The organism is Intrasporangium chromatireducens Q5-1, assembly GCF_000576575.1.
GTDB lineage: Bacteria > Actinomycetota > Actinomycetes > Actinomycetales > Dermatophilaceae > Intrasporangium_A > Intrasporangium_A chromatireducens.
The window spans coordinates 1-20,898 of sequence record NZ_AWQS01000058.1; the positions used below are offsets into that span (position 1 = coordinate 1).

The 20,898-nt window shown below is 69.7% G+C and carries 20 protein-coding genes and 1 other RNA gene; 18 read left to right on the top strand and 3 right to left on the bottom strand.

The genetic code is table 11. The features are described 5' to 3' along the window. A partial coding sequence (locus N864_RS09165) for a hypothetical protein (protein ID WP_034715832.1) occupies positions 1-261 on the bottom strand: 261 nt, incomplete at its 3' end. 183 nt (positions 262-444) lie between these two features. Between N864_RS09165 and N864_RS09170 the strand changes: the two genes are divergently transcribed. From N864_RS09170 to focA, 16 genes are all read left to right on the top strand, one after another. Then, on the top strand, positions 445-666 hold the full coding sequence (locus N864_RS09170; protein WP_034715833.1) for a hypothetical protein: 222 nt from the start codon (positions 445-447) through the stop codon (positions 664-666). 62 nt (positions 667-728) lie between these two features. Then, complete coding sequence (locus N864_RS09175) at positions 729-1,097, top strand: TadE family protein (RefSeq protein WP_276203100.1); 369 nt, start codon at positions 729-731, stop codon at positions 1,095-1,097. Further along, complete coding sequence (locus tag N864_RS09180) at positions 1,094-1,546, top strand: hypothetical protein (protein WP_034715835.1); 453 nt, start codon at positions 1,094-1,096, stop codon at positions 1,544-1,546. The genes N864_RS09175 and N864_RS09180 overlap by 4 nt, the downstream gene beginning before the upstream one ends. Further along, positions 1,546-2,076: a hypothetical protein gene (locus N864_RS09185; protein ID WP_051518393.1), complete on the top strand. Its 531-nt coding sequence runs from the start codon at positions 1,546-1,548 to the stop codon at positions 2,074-2,076. Before N864_RS09180 ends, N864_RS09185 begins: the two co-directional genes overlap by 1 nt. A gap of 170 nt (positions 2,077-2,246) precedes the next feature. Then, the gene (locus N864_RS09190; protein WP_034715836.1) at positions 2,247-3,635 is read left to right on the top strand and encodes an FAD-binding oxidoreductase; all 1,389 of its coding nucleotides are present in this window, start codon (positions 2,247-2,249) and stop codon (positions 3,633-3,635) included. After that, positions 3,632-4,924 (top strand): class I SAM-dependent methyltransferase, encoded by a 1,293-nt coding sequence (locus N864_RS09195; RefSeq protein WP_034715837.1) that lies wholly within the window; start codon positions 3,632-3,634, stop codon positions 4,922-4,924. Before N864_RS09190 ends, N864_RS09195 begins: the two co-directional genes overlap by 4 nt. 138 nt (positions 4,925-5,062) lie before the next feature. Then, entirely contained in the window at positions 5,063-6,190 is a 1,128-nt protein-coding gene (gene prfB, locus N864_RS09200; RefSeq protein WP_034715838.1) for a peptide chain release factor 2, read from the top strand. A gap of 147 nt (positions 6,191-6,337) precedes the next feature. After that, a complete protein-coding gene (gene ftsE / locus N864_RS09205) occupies positions 6,338-7,297 on the top strand; it encodes a cell division ATP-binding protein FtsE (protein WP_034715839.1) in 960 nt (319 codons plus the stop codon). A 10-nt stretch (positions 7,298-7,307) separates the two neighbouring features. Next, positions 7,308-8,213, top strand: coding sequence for a permease-like cell division protein FtsX (ftsX, locus tag N864_RS09210; protein WP_034715840.1), 906 nt, complete (start codon positions 7,308-7,310; stop codon positions 8,211-8,213). 154 nt (positions 8,214-8,367) lie between these two features. Continuing rightward, positions 8,368-9,819, top strand: coding sequence for a M23 family metallopeptidase (locus N864_RS09215; protein WP_240474272.1), 1,452 nt, complete (start codon positions 8,368-8,370; stop codon positions 9,817-9,819). 186 nt (positions 9,820-10,005) lie between these two features. Next, the gene (gene smpB / locus N864_RS09220) at positions 10,006-10,482 is read left to right on the top strand and encodes an SsrA-binding protein SmpB (RefSeq protein WP_034715841.1); all 477 of its coding nucleotides are present in this window, start codon (positions 10,006-10,008) and stop codon (positions 10,480-10,482) included. Between the two features lie 23 nt (positions 10,483-10,505). Beyond that, on the top strand, positions 10,506-12,461 hold the full coding sequence (locus N864_RS09225) for a DUF2207 domain-containing protein (protein WP_034715842.1): 1,956 nt from the start codon (positions 10,506-10,508) through the stop codon (positions 12,459-12,461). A gap of 31 nt (positions 12,462-12,492) precedes the next feature. Further along, entirely contained in the window at positions 12,493-14,097 is a 1,605-nt protein-coding gene (gene ligD, locus N864_RS09230) for a non-homologous end-joining DNA ligase (RefSeq protein WP_034715843.1), read from the top strand. Positions 14,098-14,242: 145 nt separating this feature from the next. Then, positions 14,243-14,609, top strand: a transfer-messenger RNA (tmRNA) gene (gene ssrA, locus N864_RS24125). Between the two features lie 218 nt (positions 14,610-14,827). After that, on the top strand, positions 14,828-16,351 hold the full coding sequence (locus N864_RS09235) for a molybdopterin-dependent oxidoreductase (RefSeq protein WP_034715844.1): 1,524 nt from the start codon (positions 14,828-14,830) through the stop codon (positions 16,349-16,351). A gap of 35 nt (positions 16,352-16,386) precedes the next feature. Beyond that, positions 16,387-17,256, top strand: a complete 870-nt coding sequence (focA, locus tag N864_RS09240; RefSeq protein ID WP_034715845.1) for a formate transporter FocA — start codon at positions 16,387-16,389, stop codon at positions 17,254-17,256. 20 nt (positions 17,257-17,276) lie between these two features. Here focA and trxA read toward each other — a convergent pair whose 3' ends face one another. Beyond that, on the bottom strand, positions 17,277-17,666 hold the full coding sequence (gene trxA, locus N864_RS09245; RefSeq protein WP_034715846.1) for a thioredoxin: 390 nt from the start codon (positions 17,664-17,666) through the stop codon (positions 17,277-17,279). A 73-nt stretch (positions 17,667-17,739) separates the two neighbouring features. Next, a complete protein-coding gene (locus tag N864_RS09250; protein ID WP_034715847.1) occupies positions 17,740-18,360 on the bottom strand; it encodes an SIMPL domain-containing protein in 621 nt (206 codons plus the stop codon). Between the two features lie 58 nt (positions 18,361-18,418). Between N864_RS09250 and N864_RS09255 the strand changes: the two genes are divergently transcribed. Together N864_RS09255 and N864_RS09260 are read left to right on the top strand one after the other, a co-directional pair. Further along, on the top strand, positions 18,419-18,772 hold the full coding sequence (locus N864_RS09255) for a VanZ family protein (protein ID WP_051518395.1): 354 nt from the start codon (positions 18,419-18,421) through the stop codon (positions 18,770-18,772). Positions 18,773-18,958: 186 nt separating this feature from the next. Beyond that, positions 18,959-20,898: DEAD/DEAH box helicase (locus N864_RS09260; protein ID WP_034715848.1), on the top strand; the 1,940-nt coding region annotated here is incomplete at its 3' end.

Genomic DNA, 20,898 nt, shown 5'->3' on the forward strand with positions numbered 1-20,898 from the left:
GGTGACGTCCTCGGGGATGACGCCGCGCCGCCGTAGGTCCGCCCGGATTCTGGCCGTCGTCTCGTCCATCGCTGCGACCTCGCCAAGCACGACGCCGAGCGGGCACTCGAGCATGTCCGCGAGGACGCGGAGAGCGTCGAAGAACGCCCGGTAGGTGTCGGTCGGGTCCGCGTTGTCGCGGGCCGCGTGTGCCATCGCTCGGGCCGTGATGTCGACCCGGGCGAGGGCCGCGGCCGCTGTGGTGGTGGTGGTGGTGTTCACGTTGCTCCCTTTGTCGGTTCCGCCCCGGTCTGGAGTGGATAGGGAGAGCATCGCGTTTGTGGTCCCCGTCGTGTTCCTGATCCTTCCCGTGACGATCCTCTTCGCCCTCTATCCCGGCGCGAGCTTCCTCAACTTTTCCCTCTGACCACCCGGCGCCATGCCCTCACCGATTGGAGCACCACGATGGACACGATCATCCGCGCGATGGAGCGATACCGGCGCGACGCCTTGGCCGCGGTGGTCGGCCGTCTTGGCGGCCGACGCGACCGCGGCGACGTGCCCGGCTGGGTCTTGATCACCCTCATGACAGCCGGCATCGTCACGGTGCTGTGGGGCTTCGCCGGGGACCGGCTGCTCGAGCTGTTCGGTGACGCGATCGGCAACGTCACCGGCCCGGGACGCTGACCCGCCCTCGCGGCATGCGGCTGCAGCGGCACGTTGCGAGGCCACGGGACCAGGGGTCGGCGGTGGCCGAGTTCGTCATGGTGGCCGGGCTCCTCCTGCTGGTCGCCATGGGTGTCTTCCAGCTCGGCCTCGCCCTGTACGTCCGCAACAGCCTGATCTCGGCCGCCTCGGAGGGCGCGCGGTTCGGGGCACGGGCGGACGCCGGCCTGCAGGCCGGAGTGGACCGGACGACCCAGCTGATCACCGCGGGCCTGAGCGAGCGCTTCGCCGACGACGTCACAGCGGTCGAGCGCACCGCCGACGGCGTCCGGGTCGTCGAGGTCACCGTGCGGGCGCCCTTGCCCGTCATCGGCCCGATCGGCCCCTCCGGCCGGCTGGTGGTCAGTGGGCGCGCGTTCAGCGAGAACCAGGTCGGGACGGGGACATCATGAGGTGGGACGCCTGGCGCGACCTCTGGGACCGCCGCGACGACGGCCGGGCGATCGTCGAGTTCATCGTCCTCGGCATCGGCCTGCTGATCCCGCTCGTCTACCTCGTCCTGGTCGCGGCCCGGGTCCAGGCCGGGGCCTTCAGCGCGTCGCTTGCCGGACGGGAGGCTGGGCGCGCCTTCGTCACTGCTACCAACGACGACGAGGCCGAGAGCCGCGCCAGGTCGGCGGCGGCCTTGGCCTTCAGTGACTTCGCGTTCGACCGCGGAACCCGGCTGGACCTGAGCTGCGACGCAAGTCCGTGCCTGCGCCCCGGTGGCCAGGTCACCACCACTGCCTCCATCTCGGTCCAGCTACCCCTCGTGCCGGACTTCCTCGCCGAGCATGTCCCCTCGTCGGTGACGGTCTCCTCGACGCACGTGTCCGCGGTCGACACCTACGTGAGTCGCTGATGGCCGCCGTAGCAAGGGCTCCGCAACGAACCGCTGCCCGACGGCCCCGGGGGCACCTCGTCCGAGCCCGATGGCGCCCGGTCCTTCTCGGACGCCGCGACGACGGCCAGATCGGGCTGCTCATCCTCGGCCTCTTCTCGATCGTGGCGCTGCTCATCGTCGGCGCGATCGACGTCACCGCCGCGCAGCTCGCCCGGATGCGGATCCTCGACACCGCCGACGCCATCGCCCTCGACGCCGCCGACTCGCTCGAGGAGTCAGGTGCCTACCGTGGCGGAATCGGCGGCGCGGTGCTGCTGTCGGATGCCTCCGTTCTCGCCACTGCCAGCGACCACCTGGCGCGCACGCCATTGCCGCCCGGGCTGACCGGCTGGGCCCTCGTCGAGGGCACCGGCACCCCGGATGGTCACACGGCGGTCGTCCGGTTGCAGGGGCAGGCCCGACTGCCCATGACGGGCGGGATCGTGAGCGCCCTCGGGGGGAGCGTCACGATCACCGTCGAATCGAGGGCCCGGGCGCCCTTGCAGTGACCACCTCAGTGACCACTTCGGCGACTCACCTCGGCGACTCACCTCAGTGATCACTTCGGCGACTCACCTCGGCGACTCACCTGCGTGCCTCCGGAGGGCGAGCCCCGCGGTGACGGCGTAGCCTCCAAACGAGCCCGGGGCCGCCCGGGCCGGTCACGAAGGGGTGAGCCATGCCGGTCTCCGCAGCGGTCCTGTCCGCCCATGAGCAGCGGGTCGACGCGCTGCGCCGCTCCTACCGGGCGATCCCCGAGGGGCAGCCGGTCCGTCTGGCCAAGCGCACGTCCAACCTCTTCCGGCCCAGGGTCGCGCTCCCGACGCCCGGGCTCGACGTCTCCCAGCTGACCCAGGTGCTCTCGGTCGACCCGATAGCGCTCACCGCTGAGGTCGAGGGCATGACGACCTACGAGGACCTCGTCGAGGCGACCCTCGCGGTCGGGTGCATGCCGCTCGTCGTCCCGCAGCTGCGCACCATCACGATCGGCGGTGCGGTGAGCGGTCTCGGCATCGAGGCGTCTTCGTTCCGCAACGGACTGCCGCACGAGTCGGTCCTCGAGCTGGACGTCCTGACCGGGTCGGGCGAGGTCGTGACCGCCCGACCGGACGGACCGAACGCCGGCCTCTTCGAGGCGTTCCCCAACTCCTACGGCAGCCTCGGCTACGCGACGCGTCTCGTCATCCAGCTGGAGCGCGTCCATGCCTATGTCCGGTTGCGCCACGTGCGGTTCAGGGAGCTGAGCGCCGTACAGACGGCGATCGCGGACATCGTCTCCACTCATGCCTTCGACGGCGAGCCCGTCGACTTCCTCGACGGCGTCGTCTTCGGCGTCGACGAGGCCTACCTCACTCTCGGGACCTGGGCCGACTCAGCGCCCTACACGAGCAGCTACACGGGCCAGCAGGTCTTCTACCGCTCCATCCAGCTGCGGACGGAGGACTACCTCACGACCAGGGACTTCCTCTGGCGGTGGGACACCGACTGGTTCTGGTGCTCGCGGGCGTTCGGGGTGCAGCGTCCCCTGGTCCGCCGCCTCTGGCCCGACTCCCTGAAGCGGAGTGACGTCTACTGGAAGATCATCCGCTTCGAGAACCGGCACCACTGGTGGGCCACGCTGCAGCAGCGTCGTGGAGAGCCGCCGCAGGAGCGGGTCGTGCAGGACGTCGAGATCCCGCTCGACCGCACTGCGGAGTTCCTCGGGTGGTTCCTCGACACCATCCCCATTGACCCGGTCTGGCTGTGCCCGCTCGTGCTTCGCGACACCGGTGACGGACCGAGGCGGTGGCCGCTCTACCCGCTCGAGCCGGGCGAGACCTACGTCAACGTCGGATTCTGGTCGACGGCTCCGATCCTCCCGGGACGAGAGGACGGTGACCTCAACCGAGCCATCGAGAGCAAGGTCGGCGAGCTCGGAGGCCACAAGTCTCTCTACTCGGATGCCTACTATGACGAGCAGACCTTCTGGCAGCTGTACGGCGGTGACGCCTACCGCGCGGCCAAGCGGGTACACGACCCGGAGGGGCGGCTCCCGGACCTCTATGCAAAGGCGGTGCGACGCGTATGACGATGACGATCGGTGAGGTGATCGACAGCCTCTTCCCGACGGGCCTGCTGCTGAAAGTCGAGGCGTATGACGGGTCTGTCGGGGGCGATCCCGCCGCACCGGTGACGCTGCGCATCCTCAACGAGCGCGGGCTCCGCTACCTGGTGACCGCCCCCGGCGAGCTCGGCCTGGTGCGCGCCTATGTCATGGGCGACCTCGAGGTCGATCCGATCGACCCCGGCGACCCGTATGAGGTCCTGACCCGGACCATGGACAAGATCCCCACCCCCACGCTCCACGCGGCGGAGGTCCCCGACATCCTCCGCGGCCTCGGCCGCTCAGCCTTCCGCCGTCCGCCGCTGCCGCCGCAGGAGGCGCCGAGCCGGCTGCGGCGGCTGACCAATGGCGTGGTCCACGGGCGCGCCCGGGACGCTGAGGCGATCTCGCACCACTACGACGTGTCGAACCGCTTCTACGAGCTGGTCCTCGGTCCCTCGATGGCCTACACCTGCGCGATCTACCCGAGCGCCGACGCGACCCTCGAGCAGGCTCAGGAGCACAAGCACGACCTCGTCTGCCAGAAGCTCGGGCTCAAGCCGGGCATGCGGCTGCTCGACGTGGGCTGCGGCTGGGGCGGCATGGTCATGCATGCCGTCCGGCACTACGGCGTCGAGGCGCTCGGCGTCACACTGTCGAAGCAGCAGGCCCTGTGGGCCCAGAAGGCCATCTCGGACGCAGGGCTCTCGCACCTGGCCGAGGTCCGCTTCATGGACTACCGCGACGTCAACGAGACCGGCTTCGACGCGATCAGCTCGATCGGCCTGACGGAGCACATCGGGGTCGGCAACTATCCTGCCTATTTCCGGACGCTGCACGACAAGCTCACGCCGGGCGGCCGTCTGCTCAACCACTGCATCACCCGGCCGGACAACCGGCACAACGGCGCCCTCCGGGCCGAGGGGCTGCGTGGGTCGTTCATCGACCGCTACATCTTCCCCGACGGCGAGCTGGCGGGGTCGGGCACGATCGTGTCGGTCATGGAGGACACCGGCTTCGAGGTGCAGCACCACGAGAGCTTCCGGCAGCACTATGCCAAGACATGCCGGGCCTGGGCACGCAACCTCTCCGCCAACTGGGAGGCGGCCGTCGCGGAGGTCGGCGAGGCGAAGGCGAAGATCTGGGGGCTCTACCTGAGCGGTAGCTCGCACGGGTTCGAGACGAACGTCGTCCAGCTGCACCAAGTGCTCGGCTCCAAGCTCGATGCCGACCAGGACGCGCACTACCCGCTCAGGCACACGTTCGGGGTCTGACCGGCGACCGCGGACGATCCACCTTGCCCCGCCCCCTGAGCAACCGCTCCGGGCGCGGAGCGGGAGGAGAGCGGGAGGGGAGCTGGTCGCGCGAGCGGCTGAACGGCATACTCACGCGCTGCCGTAGGCTGTTGTGTCGTGGCTGTGGACTTCTCGCAAGAACTCAAGGACCTGCGCGCGACGATGGACTCCGTGCGCGGCGTCACCGATCTGGACGCGCTCACCGCGCGGATCGCCGACCTCGAGAAGCAGGCCGCCGCCCCCGACCTGTGGGACGACCCGGACCACGCCCAGCAGGTGACGAGCTCGCTCTCCCGGGCGAACTCGGAGCGCGAGCGGGTCATGGGCATGGACCGGCGGGTCGAGGACCTCGAGGTCCTCGTCGAGATGGGCGAGGAAGAGCACGACCAGGCGACCATGGAGGAGGCCGAGCGCGAGCTCCAGAAGTTGAAGAAGGACATCGGCGAGCTCGAGGTGCGCACCCTCCTGTCCGGCGAGTACGACGAGCGCGAGGCCGTCGTGACGATTCGGTCCGGCGCGGGTGGCGTCGACGCGGCCGACTTCGCCGAGATGCTGCTGCGCATGTACCTGCGCTGGGCCGAGCGGCACGGCTACCCGACCAAGGTCATGGACACCTCCTACGCCGAGGAGGCCGGCCTGAAGTCGGCGACCTTCGAGGTGAACGTCCCCTACGCCTACGGGCACCTCGCCGTCGAGGGCGGCACCCACCGGCTCGTGCGGATCAGCCCGTTCGACAACCAGGGCCGGCGCCAGACGAGCTTCGCGGCCGTCGAGGTCATCCCGCTCATCGAGAGCGACGACTCGATCGACATCCCCGAGAACGAGATCAAGGTCGACGTCTTCCGCTCGAGCGGCCCCGGAGGCCAGAGCGTCAACACGACCGACTCCGCTGTCCGGATGACGCACCTGCCGACCGGGATCGTCGTGTCGATGCAGAACGAGAAGTCCCAGATCCAGAACCGCGCCGCGGCCCTGCGCGTCCTCCAGTCCCGCCTGCTCCTGCTCCGCAAGGCCGAGGAGGCGGCCGCGAAGAAGGAGCTCGCCGGGGATGTCAAGGCGAGCTGGGGCGACCAGATGCGCTCCTACGTCCTCAACCCGTACCAGATGGTCAAGGACCTGCGGACCAACCACGAGACCGGCAACCCCTCGGCCGTCTTCGACGGCGACATCGACGACTTCATCGAGGCCGGCATCCGGTGGACGGTGGAGCAGCGCAAGAAGGACACCGCAGCAGCGAGCGCGTGACGGGCGCGCCACGCCGGTCACAGGGGTAACACGGGTTTCGTCCGCTCGAGCCGTAGCCTCGTGGGTGGCCCGGTGACATGCCGGAGGTATGCCGCTGGGCTCGGGCCCTGCCCGACCCGCACTCCCGCTCACGTTAGGCCCGCTCGCATGATCCTCTTCGAGAACGTCACGAAGACCTACCCGAGGACGCAGCGGCCGGCTCTCGACAACGTCTCCCTCGAGATCCCGCGCGGGGAGTTCGTCTTCGTCGTCGGCCAGTCCGGCTCCGGCAAGTCGACGATGCTCCAGCTCGTCATGAAGGAGCAGGACGCGACGGACGGGCGGATCCTCGTCGCCGGTCGGGACCTCGACCGGCTCGCGGAGCGCAAGGTGCCCGCGCTGCGCCGCGAGATCGGCTGCGTCTTCCAGGACTTCCGGCTGCTGCCGAACAAGACCGTGTACCAGAACGTCGCCTACGCCCTCCAGGTGCTCGGCGCGTCGCGGTCCAGGATCCGCCAGACGGTGCCCGAGACGCTCGAGCTCGTCGGTCTCGCCGGCAAGGAGAAGCGCCTCCCGCACCAGCTCTCCGGAGGCGAGCAGCAGCGCGTCGCCATCGCGCGCGCGTTCGTCAACCGGCCGCCGATCCTGCTCGCCGACGAGCCCACCGGCAACCTCGACCCCGGGACGAGCCTCGACATCGTGCACCTCCTGCAGCGGATCAACCGCACCGGCACGACAGTCGTCATGGCCACCCATGACACTGCGACGGTCAACGCCATGCGGCGCCGGGTCATCGAGCTGCACCAGGGCGTCATGGTGCGCGACCAGCAGGCGGGGGAGTACACCACCGGCAGCCTGCCGCGGATCCGGCTCGGCGACGGGGCGCCACTGCTGCACGGGGAGGGTGCCGGCCCGATCACTGCACCGCACGGACCCGGATCGGCCAAGCAGCCGGACGCAGGGCGCCACGACGTGTCGGCCGGCGACGACCCGGACCTGGCCGGCCCGGAGCTCGACGACCCCGACGAGGTGGACGAGCTGCCACCGATCGGCAGGGATGCCGACGCGCCCCGACCTCGGCGCGGACTGTTCCGCCGCGGTCGTCGTACGCCCGTCAACAGCCACTGATCGGGGAGCCATGAAGCTGCAGTTCCTGCTCGGCGAGATCGGCAACGGCCTGCGCCGCAACCTGTCCATGGCCGTCTCCGTCGTCATCGTCACGATGATCTCGATGTACCTGCTCGGCCTTGGCCTCATGGGCCAGCGCCAGGTCGACACGATGAAGGACTACTGGTACGACCGGGTGCAGGTGACCGTCCTGCTCTGCGCGGAGAAGACCCGCTACACGAACTGTGCCGGCGAGCCGACCACGGACGCCCAACGGGCCGTCATCAAGAACGAGCTCGAAGCGCTGCGGCCGACGGTCAAGGAGATCTTCTACGAGTCGCGTGACGACGCCTACTCGCGGTTCAAGGAGACCTACAAGAACTCGCCGCTCGCCCGGGCGGGGGAGTCGTACTTCGCCGACTCCTACCGGGTCAACCTCAACGACCCGAGCAAGTTCGACGTCGTGGCCAGCACGGTCAAGGGCATGCCCGGCGTCGCCGACGTGCAGGACCAGAAGAAGCTGCTGGAGAAGTTCTTCACGTTCATGAACACCGTCTCCTGGTCGGCCATCGCGCTCTCCTCGCTCATGGTGCTCGCCGCGATCATGCTGATCTCGACGACGATCCGCCAGACCGCCTTCAGCCGGCGGCGCGAGACCGGGATCATGCGCCTCGTCGGCGCCTCGAACTTCACGATCCGCTTCCCGTTCGTGATGGAGACGATCATCGCGAGCGTGGTCGGAGCCGGTCTGGCGGTCGCGATGCTGTGGGCGACCGTCAGGTACGGGGTGACCGGCTTCCTCAGCGAGACAATGACCGACACCGCTTTCATCGGCGTGATCGACGTCTGGGTCGTGGCGCCCTTCATCATCGTCGGCGTCGCGGGCCTCGCCTCGGTCACGTCGTGGGTCACGCTGCGCCGGTATCTCCGCGTCTGAGCCGTCCCCGGCCCCGCCTCGGGCGTGGTGAGGCCGCCCATTTTTTCGTGCGGGGCTCCCGCACGGCCGTGAAGGTGTGGTACCAATGGGACTTATGTGGCCAAAGTTGCGGGGTGGTTCGCCGCGTTCCGGAACCCGGCTCGCGGCGGTCGGCGTGACCCTCGCGTGCACCGTCTCACTGACCTCCACCCTCGTCGCGCGCGCCGACGACGTGCAGGACCAGAAGCGGCAGGCGGACAAGCGGATCGCTGCCCTGGGCCAGCAGCTCGAGGGGACCAACGCGAAGCTGGCCGGCGCCTACGTCAACCTGGAGCGGACCAAGGCGGCCCTGCCGGGAGCGCAGCAGCGGCTCGCCAACGCGCAGGCCACCGTGACGCGGGCGGAGTCGGCCCAGGCGAAGGCCGAGGACACCGAGCGTCAGGCCCTCGCCGCGGAGGCCACGGCCCGCGCCCACAACGAGGACGTGGCACAGAAGCTCGCCGTCGCGAAGGCCAACGAGGCGCGGGCCACGGAGCAGCTGAGCAAGACCGAGTCGCAGCTGAGCTCCTCGCAGGACGCCCTCGACGCCTACGCCGCGGACGTCTTCCAGGGTGCCGGCACGGAGTCGCAGTTCGGGCTCGTCTTCGGTGCGGGCACGCCGCAGGAGTTCGCCGACCGCATCATCATGGCCGACACGGCCAGCAACGTCGCCAGCGACACCGTCGACAGCCTCGCGACGATGCACGCCGACAACGTCTCCACGCGCTCCTACCTCACGTCGGTGCGCGGCGAGATCGCCGAGCTGAAGCGTCAGGCCGAACTGGCCCTGCAGAACGCCGAGGCCGCCGCGGCGGCCGCGACGCAGGCCAAGGAACAGGCGATCATCGCCCGGCAGAACGCCGAGACCGCCCGGACCAACGCCGAGACCGCCAAGAGCCAACTCGACAAGCTCAAGGCCCAGCAGAGCGCCTTCGCAAAGGACCTGCAGGCGCAGAAGGCGAGCGAGCAGTCCGACCTTGCCGCCGCGCGTGCCGAGGCCGCACGCCTCAACGCGATCCTCGTGGAGCGCGCGCGCCAGGCCCGGCTCGCCGAGCAGCGGCGCAAGGCCAAGCTCGAGGCGGAGCGCCAGGCGAAGATCCGTGCGGAGCAGAAGAAGGCGGCCGAGGCCCGCAAGAAGGGCCAGAACTACACGCCGAAGGTTCCGCCGCCCGTCGTCGCCGACCCGACCCCGTCGAACTTCCTGAGCCGCCCCGCCGGCGGCCCCACGACCTCCGGGTTCGGTATGCGGTGGCACCCCGTCCTGCAGAAGTGGATGTTGCACGACGGCCTCGACTGGGGCATCGCGTGCGGCACGCCGGTCTACGCCGCGGCCCCTGGCGACGTCGTCCGGGCCGGCTGGCGCCCGAGCGGCTGGGGCAACCAGGTCGTCATCGACCACGGCATGCACCGCGGCGTCGACCTCGTCACGACGTACAACCACCTGTCGAGCATCGTGAAGTGGGGCGGCCACGTGAACCGCGGTCAGCTGCTCGGCTACTCCGGCACGACCGGCTACTCCACCGGCTGCCACCTGCACTTCGGCGTCTACGAGGACGGCACCCCGGTCAACCCCAACAAGTGGCTCTGAGCCGTCGCTCCGCCGACGGCCCCCGGAGGGTATGCCGCTGAGCGGTCGCGCGCTGAGCGGCATACGACCGCTTCGGCTGGGTCTCCACGCGTGGGGGAACTCGGTCGCGTCGGCCCCCGTCCCACCGGGTAGCGTTGACGCGCGAGCGCGGTCGGCGCGGCGCCACGAGACAGGAGGGACAGCGCGGTGGCCAAGGAGAAGGGGCGCTCGCTCATCGCGAGCAACCGCAAGGCGCGCCACGACTACCACATCGAGGACACCTACGAGGCGGGCGTCGTGCTGTCCGGCACCGAGGTCAAGGCGTTACGGATGGGGCGGTGCTCGCTCGTCGACGGCTTCGCGATGTTCTCCGGTGACGAGCTCTACCTCGAGAACGTCCACATCCCCGAGTACCTCAACGGCACGTGGAACAACCACGCGCCGCGGCGCCGCCGCAAGCTGCTCCTGCACCGGCAGGAGCTGACCAAGATCGCGAGCAAGACGCGCGAGTCCGGGCGCACCATCGTGCCGCTGTCCATGTACTTCAAGGACGGCCGGGTCAAGGTCGAGATCGCGCTGGCGACCGGCAAGAAGGCCTACGACAAGCGGCACGCGCTGCGCGAACGGCAGGACCGCCGCGAGGCGGAGCGCGCGGTCAGCGCGGCCCGGCGCGGTGGCAGATGAGCACGAGGACGAGGGGCAGTGCCATGACGACCATCGACCAGAAGCGCCGCGCGCGCCGTCTCCCGACCGTGGTCGCACTCGTGGTGGCGGTGGCCGTCATGGTGTTCGGCCCCGTCGGGGCCGCGCAGGCGGCCGGCGGGGAGGCGATGAAGTCGTTCGACGTCGTCTACGACCTCCAGAAGGACGGCAGCGTCCGGGTCGCCGAGACGATCCAGTGGCAGTTCCCGAGCGGCGAGCAGCGCCACGGCATCTTCCGCAACATCGTCGTGCGGATGGGCTACAACAACGAGGAGGGCAAGTACCGCTACCTCGACATGACCGACGTCTCCGTGTCGAGCCCAACCGGCGCGCCCTCGCAGTTCCAGGTCACCGAGAACGGCGCGGCCGACCAGATCCGGATCGGCAGCGCCGACGAGTGGACGGGCGGGACCCAGACCTACGTCGTGAAGTACACCCTCCGCAACGTGCTCAACCCGATCCAGCAGAACGACACCGTCGAGTTCTACTACAACGTGTTCGGCACGAACGAGTACACGCCCCGCGACCACGTCTCGGTCACGGTGAACGCCCCAGCAGCCTCGACCCGGGTGCTCTGCTACCGGGGGGAGCGCGGCTCGACCGACCAGTGCCAGGGCACGGCGGGCGAGCCGACCCGGTTCGTGGCCGACGGCCTGACACCCGGCCAGGCGATGTCGGTCGTCGCCGAGTACCCCGCGACCGCGTTCGACAACCCGCAGCCCGACGTCCGTACCGGCGGCGTCGACTCCGGGGTCGGCAGCCAGGCCGCCCCGGCGGTCAATGCCGCGGCCTGGGCGGCCGGGATCGGAGCGCCGGTCATCGCCGCGGCCGTCATGGGCGCCCTCTGGTGGACCCGGGGGCGCGACGAGCGCTACGCCGACCTGACCCCCGGACTGAGCCCCGCGTTCGCCGGCGCGAGCGCCGGCTCAGGTGCGGGAGCCGGGGCAGTGCCCGGCGCGCCCGCCGTGCCGACGACGCGCGGTGGGCGACCGACCGTCGCGGTGCAGTTCCAGCCACCGAAGGGCGTGCAGCCCGGCATGGTCGGCACGATCATCGACGAGACGGCCAATCCGATCGACGTCTCGGCCACCGTCATCGACCTCGCGGTCCGCGGCTACCTGCGGATCGAGGAGGTCGAGGCGGGCGGGATGTTCAAGCGCACCGACTGGCGGCTGCACCGGCTCCAGCCGCCGGAGAACGACCGGCTGCTGCCCTACGAGAGTGAGCTGCTGAGCGGACTGTTCCGAGGTGAGGGTGACGCCGTGCTGCTCTCCGACCTGAAGAACACGTTCGCCCAGACCCTGAAACGGATCCAGAGCCTGATGTACCGCGAGGTCGTCCAGCGCGGCTGGTTCCGCCAGTCGCCCCAGACCCAGCGCTCCGTCTGGCAGGGCTTCGGGATCGTCCTCGCCGTGGTCGGCGGCATCCTCCTCTTCTACGGGCAGTCCGCCCTCGCTGCCATCCTGGGCGGGGGCTTCACCGGCGGCGTCGCGCTCGGCATCGGCCTCGTCCTCTCCGGCGTCATCGTCTTCCTCGTCGGGGGAAGGATGGCCGCCAAGACCCCCGAGGGCTCAGCGGTGCTCGCCCAGTCGCTCGGCTTCAAGGAGTACCTCCTGACGGCAGAGGCCGGGCAGATCGCCTTCGAGGAGGCCTCCAACATCTTCAGCCGCTACCTGCCGTACGCCGTGGTGTTCGGGGTTGCGGACCGGTGGGCGAAGACCTTCGCCGACGTGGCCCGCGCTGCGGAGGCGGCCCACCAGCCGCTCATCATGCCGACCTGGTACATCTGGAGCGGCAACGCCTTCCCGGACTTCACGAGCATCGCGAGCGGCGTCGACAGCTTCTCGACCACCTCGACCGGCACGTTCACGTCGACACCCGGGTCGTCGGGGTCCTCGGGCTTCTCGGGCGGCGGCTTCAGCGGTGGCGGGGTCGGTGGCTCCTCCTCCGGTTCCTGGTGAGCCGACGGCCGCCGACGGGTAGGACGGGGGCATGGCCCGCGCCGACACCGCAGCCCTGCTCGCCCCCTACCGACGCAAGCGCGACTTCACCCGGACGACCGAGCCGGCCGGGGGAGCGGCGCCCACGGGCGACGGCCGACGCCGCTTCGTCGTGCAGCGGCACCGGGCGCGCCGCCTCCACTACGACCTGAGGTTCGAGATCGACGGCGTCCTTGCCAGCTGGGCGGTGCCGAAGGGGCCGACGCTCGACCCGGGGGCGAAGCGACTCGCCGTCCACGTCGAGGACCACCCGATGGAGTACGAGTTCTTCGAGGGCGTCATCCCGGCGGGGGAGTACGGCGGGGGCGACGTCATCGTCTGGGACCGCGGCACGTGGGAGCCGGTCGGGGCCGACGACCCGGCGGCCGCGGTGCGCGCCGGCGACTTCCACGTCGAGACGTTCGGCGAGCGGCTCAAAGGCCGGTTTGCCCTCGTCCGGCGCAGCTCCGACCAGTCCGGCAAGGAGCAGTGGCTCCTCGTGCACAAGCACGACGAGCATGCGGAGGAGGGGTGGGACGCCGGGGACTTCACCACCTCCGTTCTGTCGGGGCGGACCAACGACGAGGTGAAGGCCGCGCCGGAACGGCTCTGGCGCTCCGACCTGCCGGCAGACCAGGCGTCGGTTCCCACAGGCGAGCCCCTCGTCGAGGGGCCCACGGAGGACGAGCTGGCCGCCCTCGCCGACCTGGACGGCGAGGGGATGTGGCAGGTGTTCGGCCGCAGCCTCAAGGTGAGCAACCTCGACAAGGTGCTCTTCCCCGGGCGCGGCGACGAGGAGCCGGTGACGAAGCGCGAGCTGCTCGCGTATGCCGCACGCATCGCGCCCGTTCTCGTGCCCTACCTGCGGGACCGAGCGCTCAACATGCATCGCTATCCGGACGGAGCTCAGGCAAAAGGGTTCTGGCACAAGGAGGTTCCGCACCACGCTCCAGAGTGGGTGACGCGGTGGCGCAACCCGGAGGCCGACGCCGACGAGACCCAGAACTACGTCGTCGTCGACGAGCCCGCGACCCTCGTCTGGGTGGCCGGCTTCGGCGCGCTCGAGTGGCACCCGTGGACCTCACCGGCCTCCACCCCCGACGAGCCCAGCTACGTGCTGTTCGACCTCGACCCGGGCGACCACACGACATGGGACGAGCTGCTCGCCCTGGCCCGCCTGCACCGCACGGCCTTCGAGCACCTCCACCTCCGCGCCTACCCCAAGGTGACCGGGCGACGCGGGATCCAGATCTGGGTCCCGATCGCGCCGGGCCCGACCTTCGAGGAGACCCGCGCCTGGGCGGAGCGGGTGTCGAAAACCGTGGGTGCCGTCATGCCCGACGCGGTCAGCTGGAAGTGGGTCAAGAGCGACCGCAAGGGCCGTGCCCGGCTCGACTACACGCAGAACGCGGTCAACAAGACCCTCGTCGCCCCGTACAGCCCACGACCCTCGGCCGGGGCTCCCGTGTCCGCGCCGATCCTCTGGGACGAGCTGGACGACCCCGACCTGCGACCCGACCGCTGGACGATCCGGACGATCCTCGACCGCCTGGAGGAGCGCGGCGACCTCTTCCGGGGAGTCCTGGCCCGCGACCAGCAGCTGCCGATGCTGCGGTGAGCCCACCTGTCCGCAGGGGGAGGTGGGGGGCGAGAGGGCCGGAGCTGAGCGGCATACGGGAATGGCTTGGACCACCCGAGCGTTACTCAGGCATACTGTGATCTCGCAGCTTGACAAGTGCACAGCGTGATGTGGTCGCCCTCATGGGGGTGATCGGTTTCGACGGTGGTCGATTCGCCAGGGGAAGCGGGCCGAGGATGCAAGGTCATCTCGTCAACGCTCCTTGCAAACCAATAGGTGCCAACTCCAAGCGCACCGACTTCGCCCTCGCCGCCTGAGCGAGCCTCGAAGTCCGTCAGCCTGAGCTAGTTTCCGACTCAGTGTCTGGCGTCAGCTAGGGAACTTGCTGCGTCGTCATGTTGGGGGACGGCGCGGGACTCCTACTCAACTGGGCCTGTCAGGGAACGTGTGCGCGCGAGCCCTGGGGCCGAGAAAATCCACAGCGCACTGCGCCCGGAGAAGCCCTGGTCTCTCGTCATCGGACGCGGGTTCAATTCCCGCCACCTCCACCACTCGTGGTGACCACGTCACGCCGTGCGCCGGCTGCGGAAGGGCGTTCGGTCTCGGACCGAGCGCCCTTTGTCATGCCCGGATGGCGCTACGCGCGCGGCGTGACGAAGGCCACAATCTCCCCGTTTGATTTCTACGGTTGGCTCCGTCAATATTGCGACAGTTGAGTACTACGGGATGTAGTACTCAGGCCGTCAACAACGACGCACTGGAGACAGCGATGACGCAGTACGACTTCCCCATCTGGTTGCGGGCCACGCACCTGATCAACTTCTTCCTCATCGGGCTGCTGCTGAGGTCGGGCTGGCAGATCATCGCCACGCACCCGCGCTTCTACTGGCGCAGTGACTGCGGGCCGGGCACGGAGTGGATCAGGTTCACCAAGCGGGTCGTGCCTCCCGAGGAGGGGGCCTACACCGCCCACGACGACGAGCTGGAGCCGCCCAGCTGGCTGACGCTGCCCGGCAAGCTCAACCCCGCCCTCGGTCGTCACTGGCATGGCCTGGTGACGATGCTGTGGGTTCTCAACGGCCTCGTCTACGTGTCGCTGCTCTTCGTCACAGGCGAGTGGCGCCGCATCGTGCCGACCTCCTGGAGCATCTTCCCCGAGGCCTGGGAGTCGCTCAAGATCTACGTCGGCTTCGGCGTGCCCTCGATCGAGCACTTCACCCCGTACGACGCGCTCCAGAAGCTGACCTACTTCTCCATCGTCTTCATCGTGGCCCCGCTCATGATGGTCACCGGGCCGGTCATGTCGCCGGCCGTGAGCAGCCGATTCCCTTGGCTGCCAAAGCTCTTCGGCGGTCGGCAGGCTGCCCGCTCGATCCACTTCCTCGGCATGGTCGCCATGTCGGTCTTCATCCTCGGCCACGTCGCGCTGGTCTTCATCACCCACCGCGAGTACAACGTGACGCACATGGTCTTCGGTGAGTACGACCCGGCACGCGTCGCCCAGGCCACGACGATCATCATCTCCACGATCGCCCTCGCGATCATCGTGTGGATAGCGATCAGCTACGTCAGCATCCGCAACCGCCGGGCGAGCCAGAAGTTCCTCTTCCGCGCCATGGAACCGTTCCGGAAGCTCACGATCAACAAGTTCAAGCCGCGCAACCGCACAGCCCAGCCCTACACCGAGAAGGACATCTCCCCCTACCACTGGACCAACGGCCGCTACCCCAAGCCAGACGAGTCCCCCGAGTGGCACGAGCTGGCCGCGCACGACTTCCGTGACTACGTCCTCGAGATCGGACCCGCCAACGACCCCGCCAAGATCGTGCGGGTGCCGTTCGAGCAGATCAAGTCCCTGCCGCAGCAGGAGCAGATCGTCGCGCACGCCTGCATGCAGGGCTGGACCGGCATCGCGAAGTGGAAGGGCCCGAAGGTCATGGACGTCATGGCCCTGGCCGGCCCGCCGCCCGCCGACGCGAAGTACCTGCTCGTCACCTCGTTCGGCCTGGCCCAGAGCATGAGCGACGGTCGGCCCCTCGAGCCGTTCTACTCCTGCATCCCCATCGAGGACTGCCACGAGGACGAGTCGATCTTCGCCTGGTCGATGAACGACAAGCCGCTGCCGTGGACCTTCGGCGCACCGCTTCGCATCCGGGTCGAGTCCTACGTCGGCTACAAGATGGTCAAGTACATTCGCTCGCTCGAGTGGATCGCCGACTACAGCACCATCCAGGACGGCATGGGCGGGACCCGCGAGGACTCCGGTTACCAGGTCATCAACGCCCGCATCTGACACCGACCTGCTCCACCCACGATTCGGAGACCCACATGTCGACCGCAGACTCGACCGCGATCCTCACCCCGCCGCAGATGGCGAAGGCGGCCGAGGACGCCGCCTTCGCCAAGGCCACCAGCAACCCGTTGAAGTCGTTCCTGCTCGGCCTGACGGCCGGCGGGTACATCGCCCTCGGCTTCATCTTCTTCACCACGAGCCAGGTCGGTGCGGCCGCCCTCCCCTGGGGCGTGGCGAAGCTGCTCGGTGGGCTGACCTTCTCCACCGGCCTGGCCCTCGTCGTCCTGACCGGCGCCGAGCTGTTCACGTCGTCCACCTTGACGCTGACGGCGCGGGCCAGCGGACGGATCACGTGGGCCCAGCTCCTGCGCAACTGGGCAGTCGTCTATGCCGCGAACTTCGTCGGCGCCCTGACGATGGCGGCCCTCGTCTACCTCGGCGGCACGTGGCGCAGCGCCGACGGGGGGTGGGGCAAGGTCGTCCTCAGCACCGCCTCGTACAAGCTGCACCACACGTTTGCGGAGGCCTTCTTCCTCGGCATCCTGTGCAACCTCATGGTGTGCCTCGCCGTGTGGGCCGCCTACTCGGGCCGGACCACGACCGACAAGGTGGTCGCCGTGACCATGCCGATCGCCCTGTTCGTCGCGTCCGGCTTCGAGCACTCGGTCGCCAACATGTTCATGGTGCCGTTGGGGATCGTCATCAAGGACACCGCTGGGGCGGAGTTCTGGAGCGGCGCCCACCTCGACCCGGCCACCTTCGCCGACCTCACGTGGTCGCACTTCCTGGCCGGCAACCTGCTACCCGTCACGCTGGGCAACATCGTCGGCGGCGGCGTCATGATTGGCATCCTGTACTGGACGGTCTTCCACCACCTCGAGGGACGCAAGCGCCCCGCTGCCTGAACGGGCGGGGCGGCCGACCATCAGGCGGTCGGGCCGCCCTTCTCGGCTGCCTCCTGGGCGAGCTGCTCCTTGATGGGGGCCATGTCGAGGTCCTTGACCTGCTTGATGACGTCCTGCAGGGCGGACTGGGGGAGCGCGCCGGGCTGGGCGAACACGAGGACACCCTCCTTGAATGCCATGAGCGTCGGGATCGAGGTGATGTTGGCGGCGCCGGCCAGCGCCTGCTCCGCCTCGGTGTCGACCTTGCCGAAGACGATGCCGTCATTGCCCTCGTCCTGCGAGGCGGCGTCGTACACGGGGGCGAACTGTCGACAGGGGCCACACCACGAGGCCCAGAAGTCGACGAGAACGATGTCGTTGTCGAGAACTGTCTTCTCGAAGGTCTGTGCGGTCAGGTCAGTCGTTGCCATGCCTGTCCCAACGGTGCGGCTCCCGGGGCTATTCCGCGGCAGGCGTCATTCCGGGAGCGCGCCCGGGGCGGGATCAGGCGAGCAGCCAGCGGATCGTCACCGCCGCGTGCAGCTCGAGGTCACCGCCCTCGAGAGGCATCGCGGCACCCCGCTCCCGCGTCGCAGCCATGGCCATCAGCGGCATCGCCACCGGCACCGCGCCGCTCTCGACCACCTCCAGCACGTCGCCGAGCCGGCAGCCGGACAGCTCCGCATACTGCTCGGCCTTCGCCCGGGCCTCCGCGAACGCCCCGTCCCGTGCACGACGCAACCCATCGGATCGGTCGGCCACGTCGAGCCGCACGCCGTCCACGAGGAGGGCGTTGCCGACGGCAGAGGCGGCCGACTCGAGAATCCTCCCGACGAGGTCGAGGTCTCGCACGGTGACCCCGAGCCGCTGCTCCGCCGTGAACCCGACAGGTGAGCCGGCGTTGTGGAAGCGTTGGTGAACATTGGTGTCAATGGTGCGGATGTCGCGCTCGGCCACGCCGTGCTCGCGCAGCACCGTGCCGACGACCGTGACGTGGGCCGCTGCCCCGGACAGCGCGGACGCCACGTCGGTGGCTTCCTGCCCAACCCGGAGGTCGAGCCGCACGACGTCGGGCGAGACCGACGCCGAGCCTGACCCGGTGACCGTGACGCTGCGCTTGCCCATGGCTGTCTCCTCGGATCCGCGCGTGCTCTTCCGGCACGGTACCTAGACTGGCGGCGCCATGCCGAGAGTTCCCCGACACCTGCTTGCCGCCGCGGCGGTCGTCCTCGTCGTCCTGCAGCTCTGCGTCCTCTACTGGCCGGTCGTGACGGTGCAAGGGCCGGTGAGCTGGACGGACAAGGTGGTGCACCTGCTCGTGTTCGCGGTGCCGACGCTCGCCGTGGGCCTGGCCCTGCGGCGCGTCTGGGCGCCGGCGCTCGGCTTTGCGATCCACGCGCCGGTGAGCGAGCTGGTCCAGCACTTCGCGCTTCCCGGCAGGACGGGTGACGTCTGGGATGCTGTCGTCGACCTCGCGGGCATCGTGGCGGCCGTCGTCGTGTTGCTCGTGGTCCGGCGACGGCGCCAGCACTGGTAGACTCGTCCTTCGGTCCGCTCCGATCAACCGCGCCGCAAGGCGCCACCCGGCGGACGTCACCACCGGACGGCACAGCAGCCGCCGGTCCATGGGGCACCGCAACACTGTGCCTGAGGCCCGTCTTGCACGGTCGTGAAACTCGCGGCTCGAGACGTGTCTGCTCGAGTTGAGATGAGTTGAATACGCATGCCCAAGAAGTCTGTATCCGGCGCCGACAAGAAGGCCCGCTGGACACCGGCGCAGAAGAAGGCTGCCCGCACGGCAGCGACGATCTCTGCCGACGCCCGCAACAAGAAGCCGCGCCGTGGCGGCGGGAGTTCCTCCGCCCCGGCCCGGCCCGCCCGCACGAGCCGCTTCGAGCGGGACGACCGCCGCGGCGATGCCCCGCGTTCGTACGACCGGAGGGACCGGTTCGAGCGCGACGGCCATGACGACCGACGCTCGTTCGAGCGTCGTGATGACCGCGGTGACCGGTTCGAGCGTCGTGACGACCGTCGTTCCTTCGACCGTCGTGATGACCGCCGTTCCTTTGACCGGCGTGACGACCGTGGTGACCGCCGCTCGTTCGACCGGCGTGACGAGCGTCGTGATGACCGCCGTTCCTTCGACCGTCGTGACGACCGTGGTGACCGCCGCTCGTTCGACCGGCGTGACGACCGCCGTTCGTTCGACCGGCGTGACGACCGCCGTTCGTTCGACCGGCGTGACGACCGTCGCTCGTTCGGTCGCCGGGATGACCGGGGGGATCGGTTCGACCATGCGGACGGCCAGTTCCATGACGCCGAGGCCGAGCGCATCGAAGCCGACACCTGGACGAAGGCAACCCGCACGCCGGTGTCCGACGGGCCGGTGGAAGTGACCGAGGACAACGGGTTCGCCGCCCTGGGCCTGCCTGAGCGCCTCGTGGAGCGCCTTGCTCGCGAAGGAATCACGCAGCCGTTCCCGATCCAGACCGCGGCCATCCCGGACGCCCTCGCCGGGCGCGACGTGCTCGGCCGCGGGCAGACCGGCTCGGGCAAGACCCTCGCTTTCGGCCTGCCGACGATCACACGGCTTCTCGAGTCCGGGACCCAGCGTGCTTCGCGGCGGCCGCGGGCGCTGGTCCTCGTCCCCACGCGTGAGCTCGCGATGCAGGTGTCCGACGCCCTCGAGCCGCTCGTCCACGTCGTCGGGCTGCGGCACAAGCTCGTGGCCGGTGGCCTCAGCTACACGACGCAGATCAACGCCCTGAACAAGGGCGTCGACCTGCTCATCGCCACTCCCGGCCGGCTCAACGATCTGCTCGAGCGGGGTGCCGTCGAGATGGACGACGTCGCCATCGCGATCGTCGACGAGGCCGACCACATGGCCGAGATGGGCTTCCTCCCCGAGATCACGACCATCCTGGACCGTGTCCCGGCCGGCGGTCAGCGACTGCTCTTCTCGGCGACCCTCGACCACGGCATCGACGGGCTCGTCGAGCGCTACCTCACCGACCCGGTGATCCACTCGACGGATGACGCCACCGCCTCCGTCGAGACGATGGAACACCACGCGCTCCTCATCGACCCGGTGAACAAGAAGGCGATCACCGCCGAGCTGGCGAACCGGCCGGGACGGACCATCGTCTTCTGTCGCACCAAGCTGGGCGCCGACCGGGTCGCCCGGCAGCTGCGCGAGGAGGGCGTCATGGCGGCAGCGCTGCACGGCGGCCTCACTCAGGGCGCCCGCAACCGGGTCCTCGGCGCCTTCCGCGAGGGCACGCTGCCCGTTCTCGTCGCTACGGACGTCGCCGCCCGCGGCATCCACGTCGACGACGTGTCCCTCGTCCTGCAGGCCGACCCGCCCGCCGACCACAAGGACTACCTGCACCGGTCCGGTCGCACGGCCCGCGCCGGGGAGCGGGGTGCCGTCGTCACCCTTGTCCTGCCGCACCAGCGCCGTACGGTCGAGCGCCAGCTCGCCGAGGTCGGCGTCGAGTCCGGGCTGGTCCGGGCGCGACCCGGCGACGAGATCGTGGCGGCGACCGGCGCGAGCCAGCCCAGCGGCATACCGATCCCGGAGGCGGACTTCGCGCGCCTGCTCGAGGGGCCCAAGAAGCACCCGCACCCGCGGGGTGCGCGGGGCCCGCGCGAGCACCGGCCCAG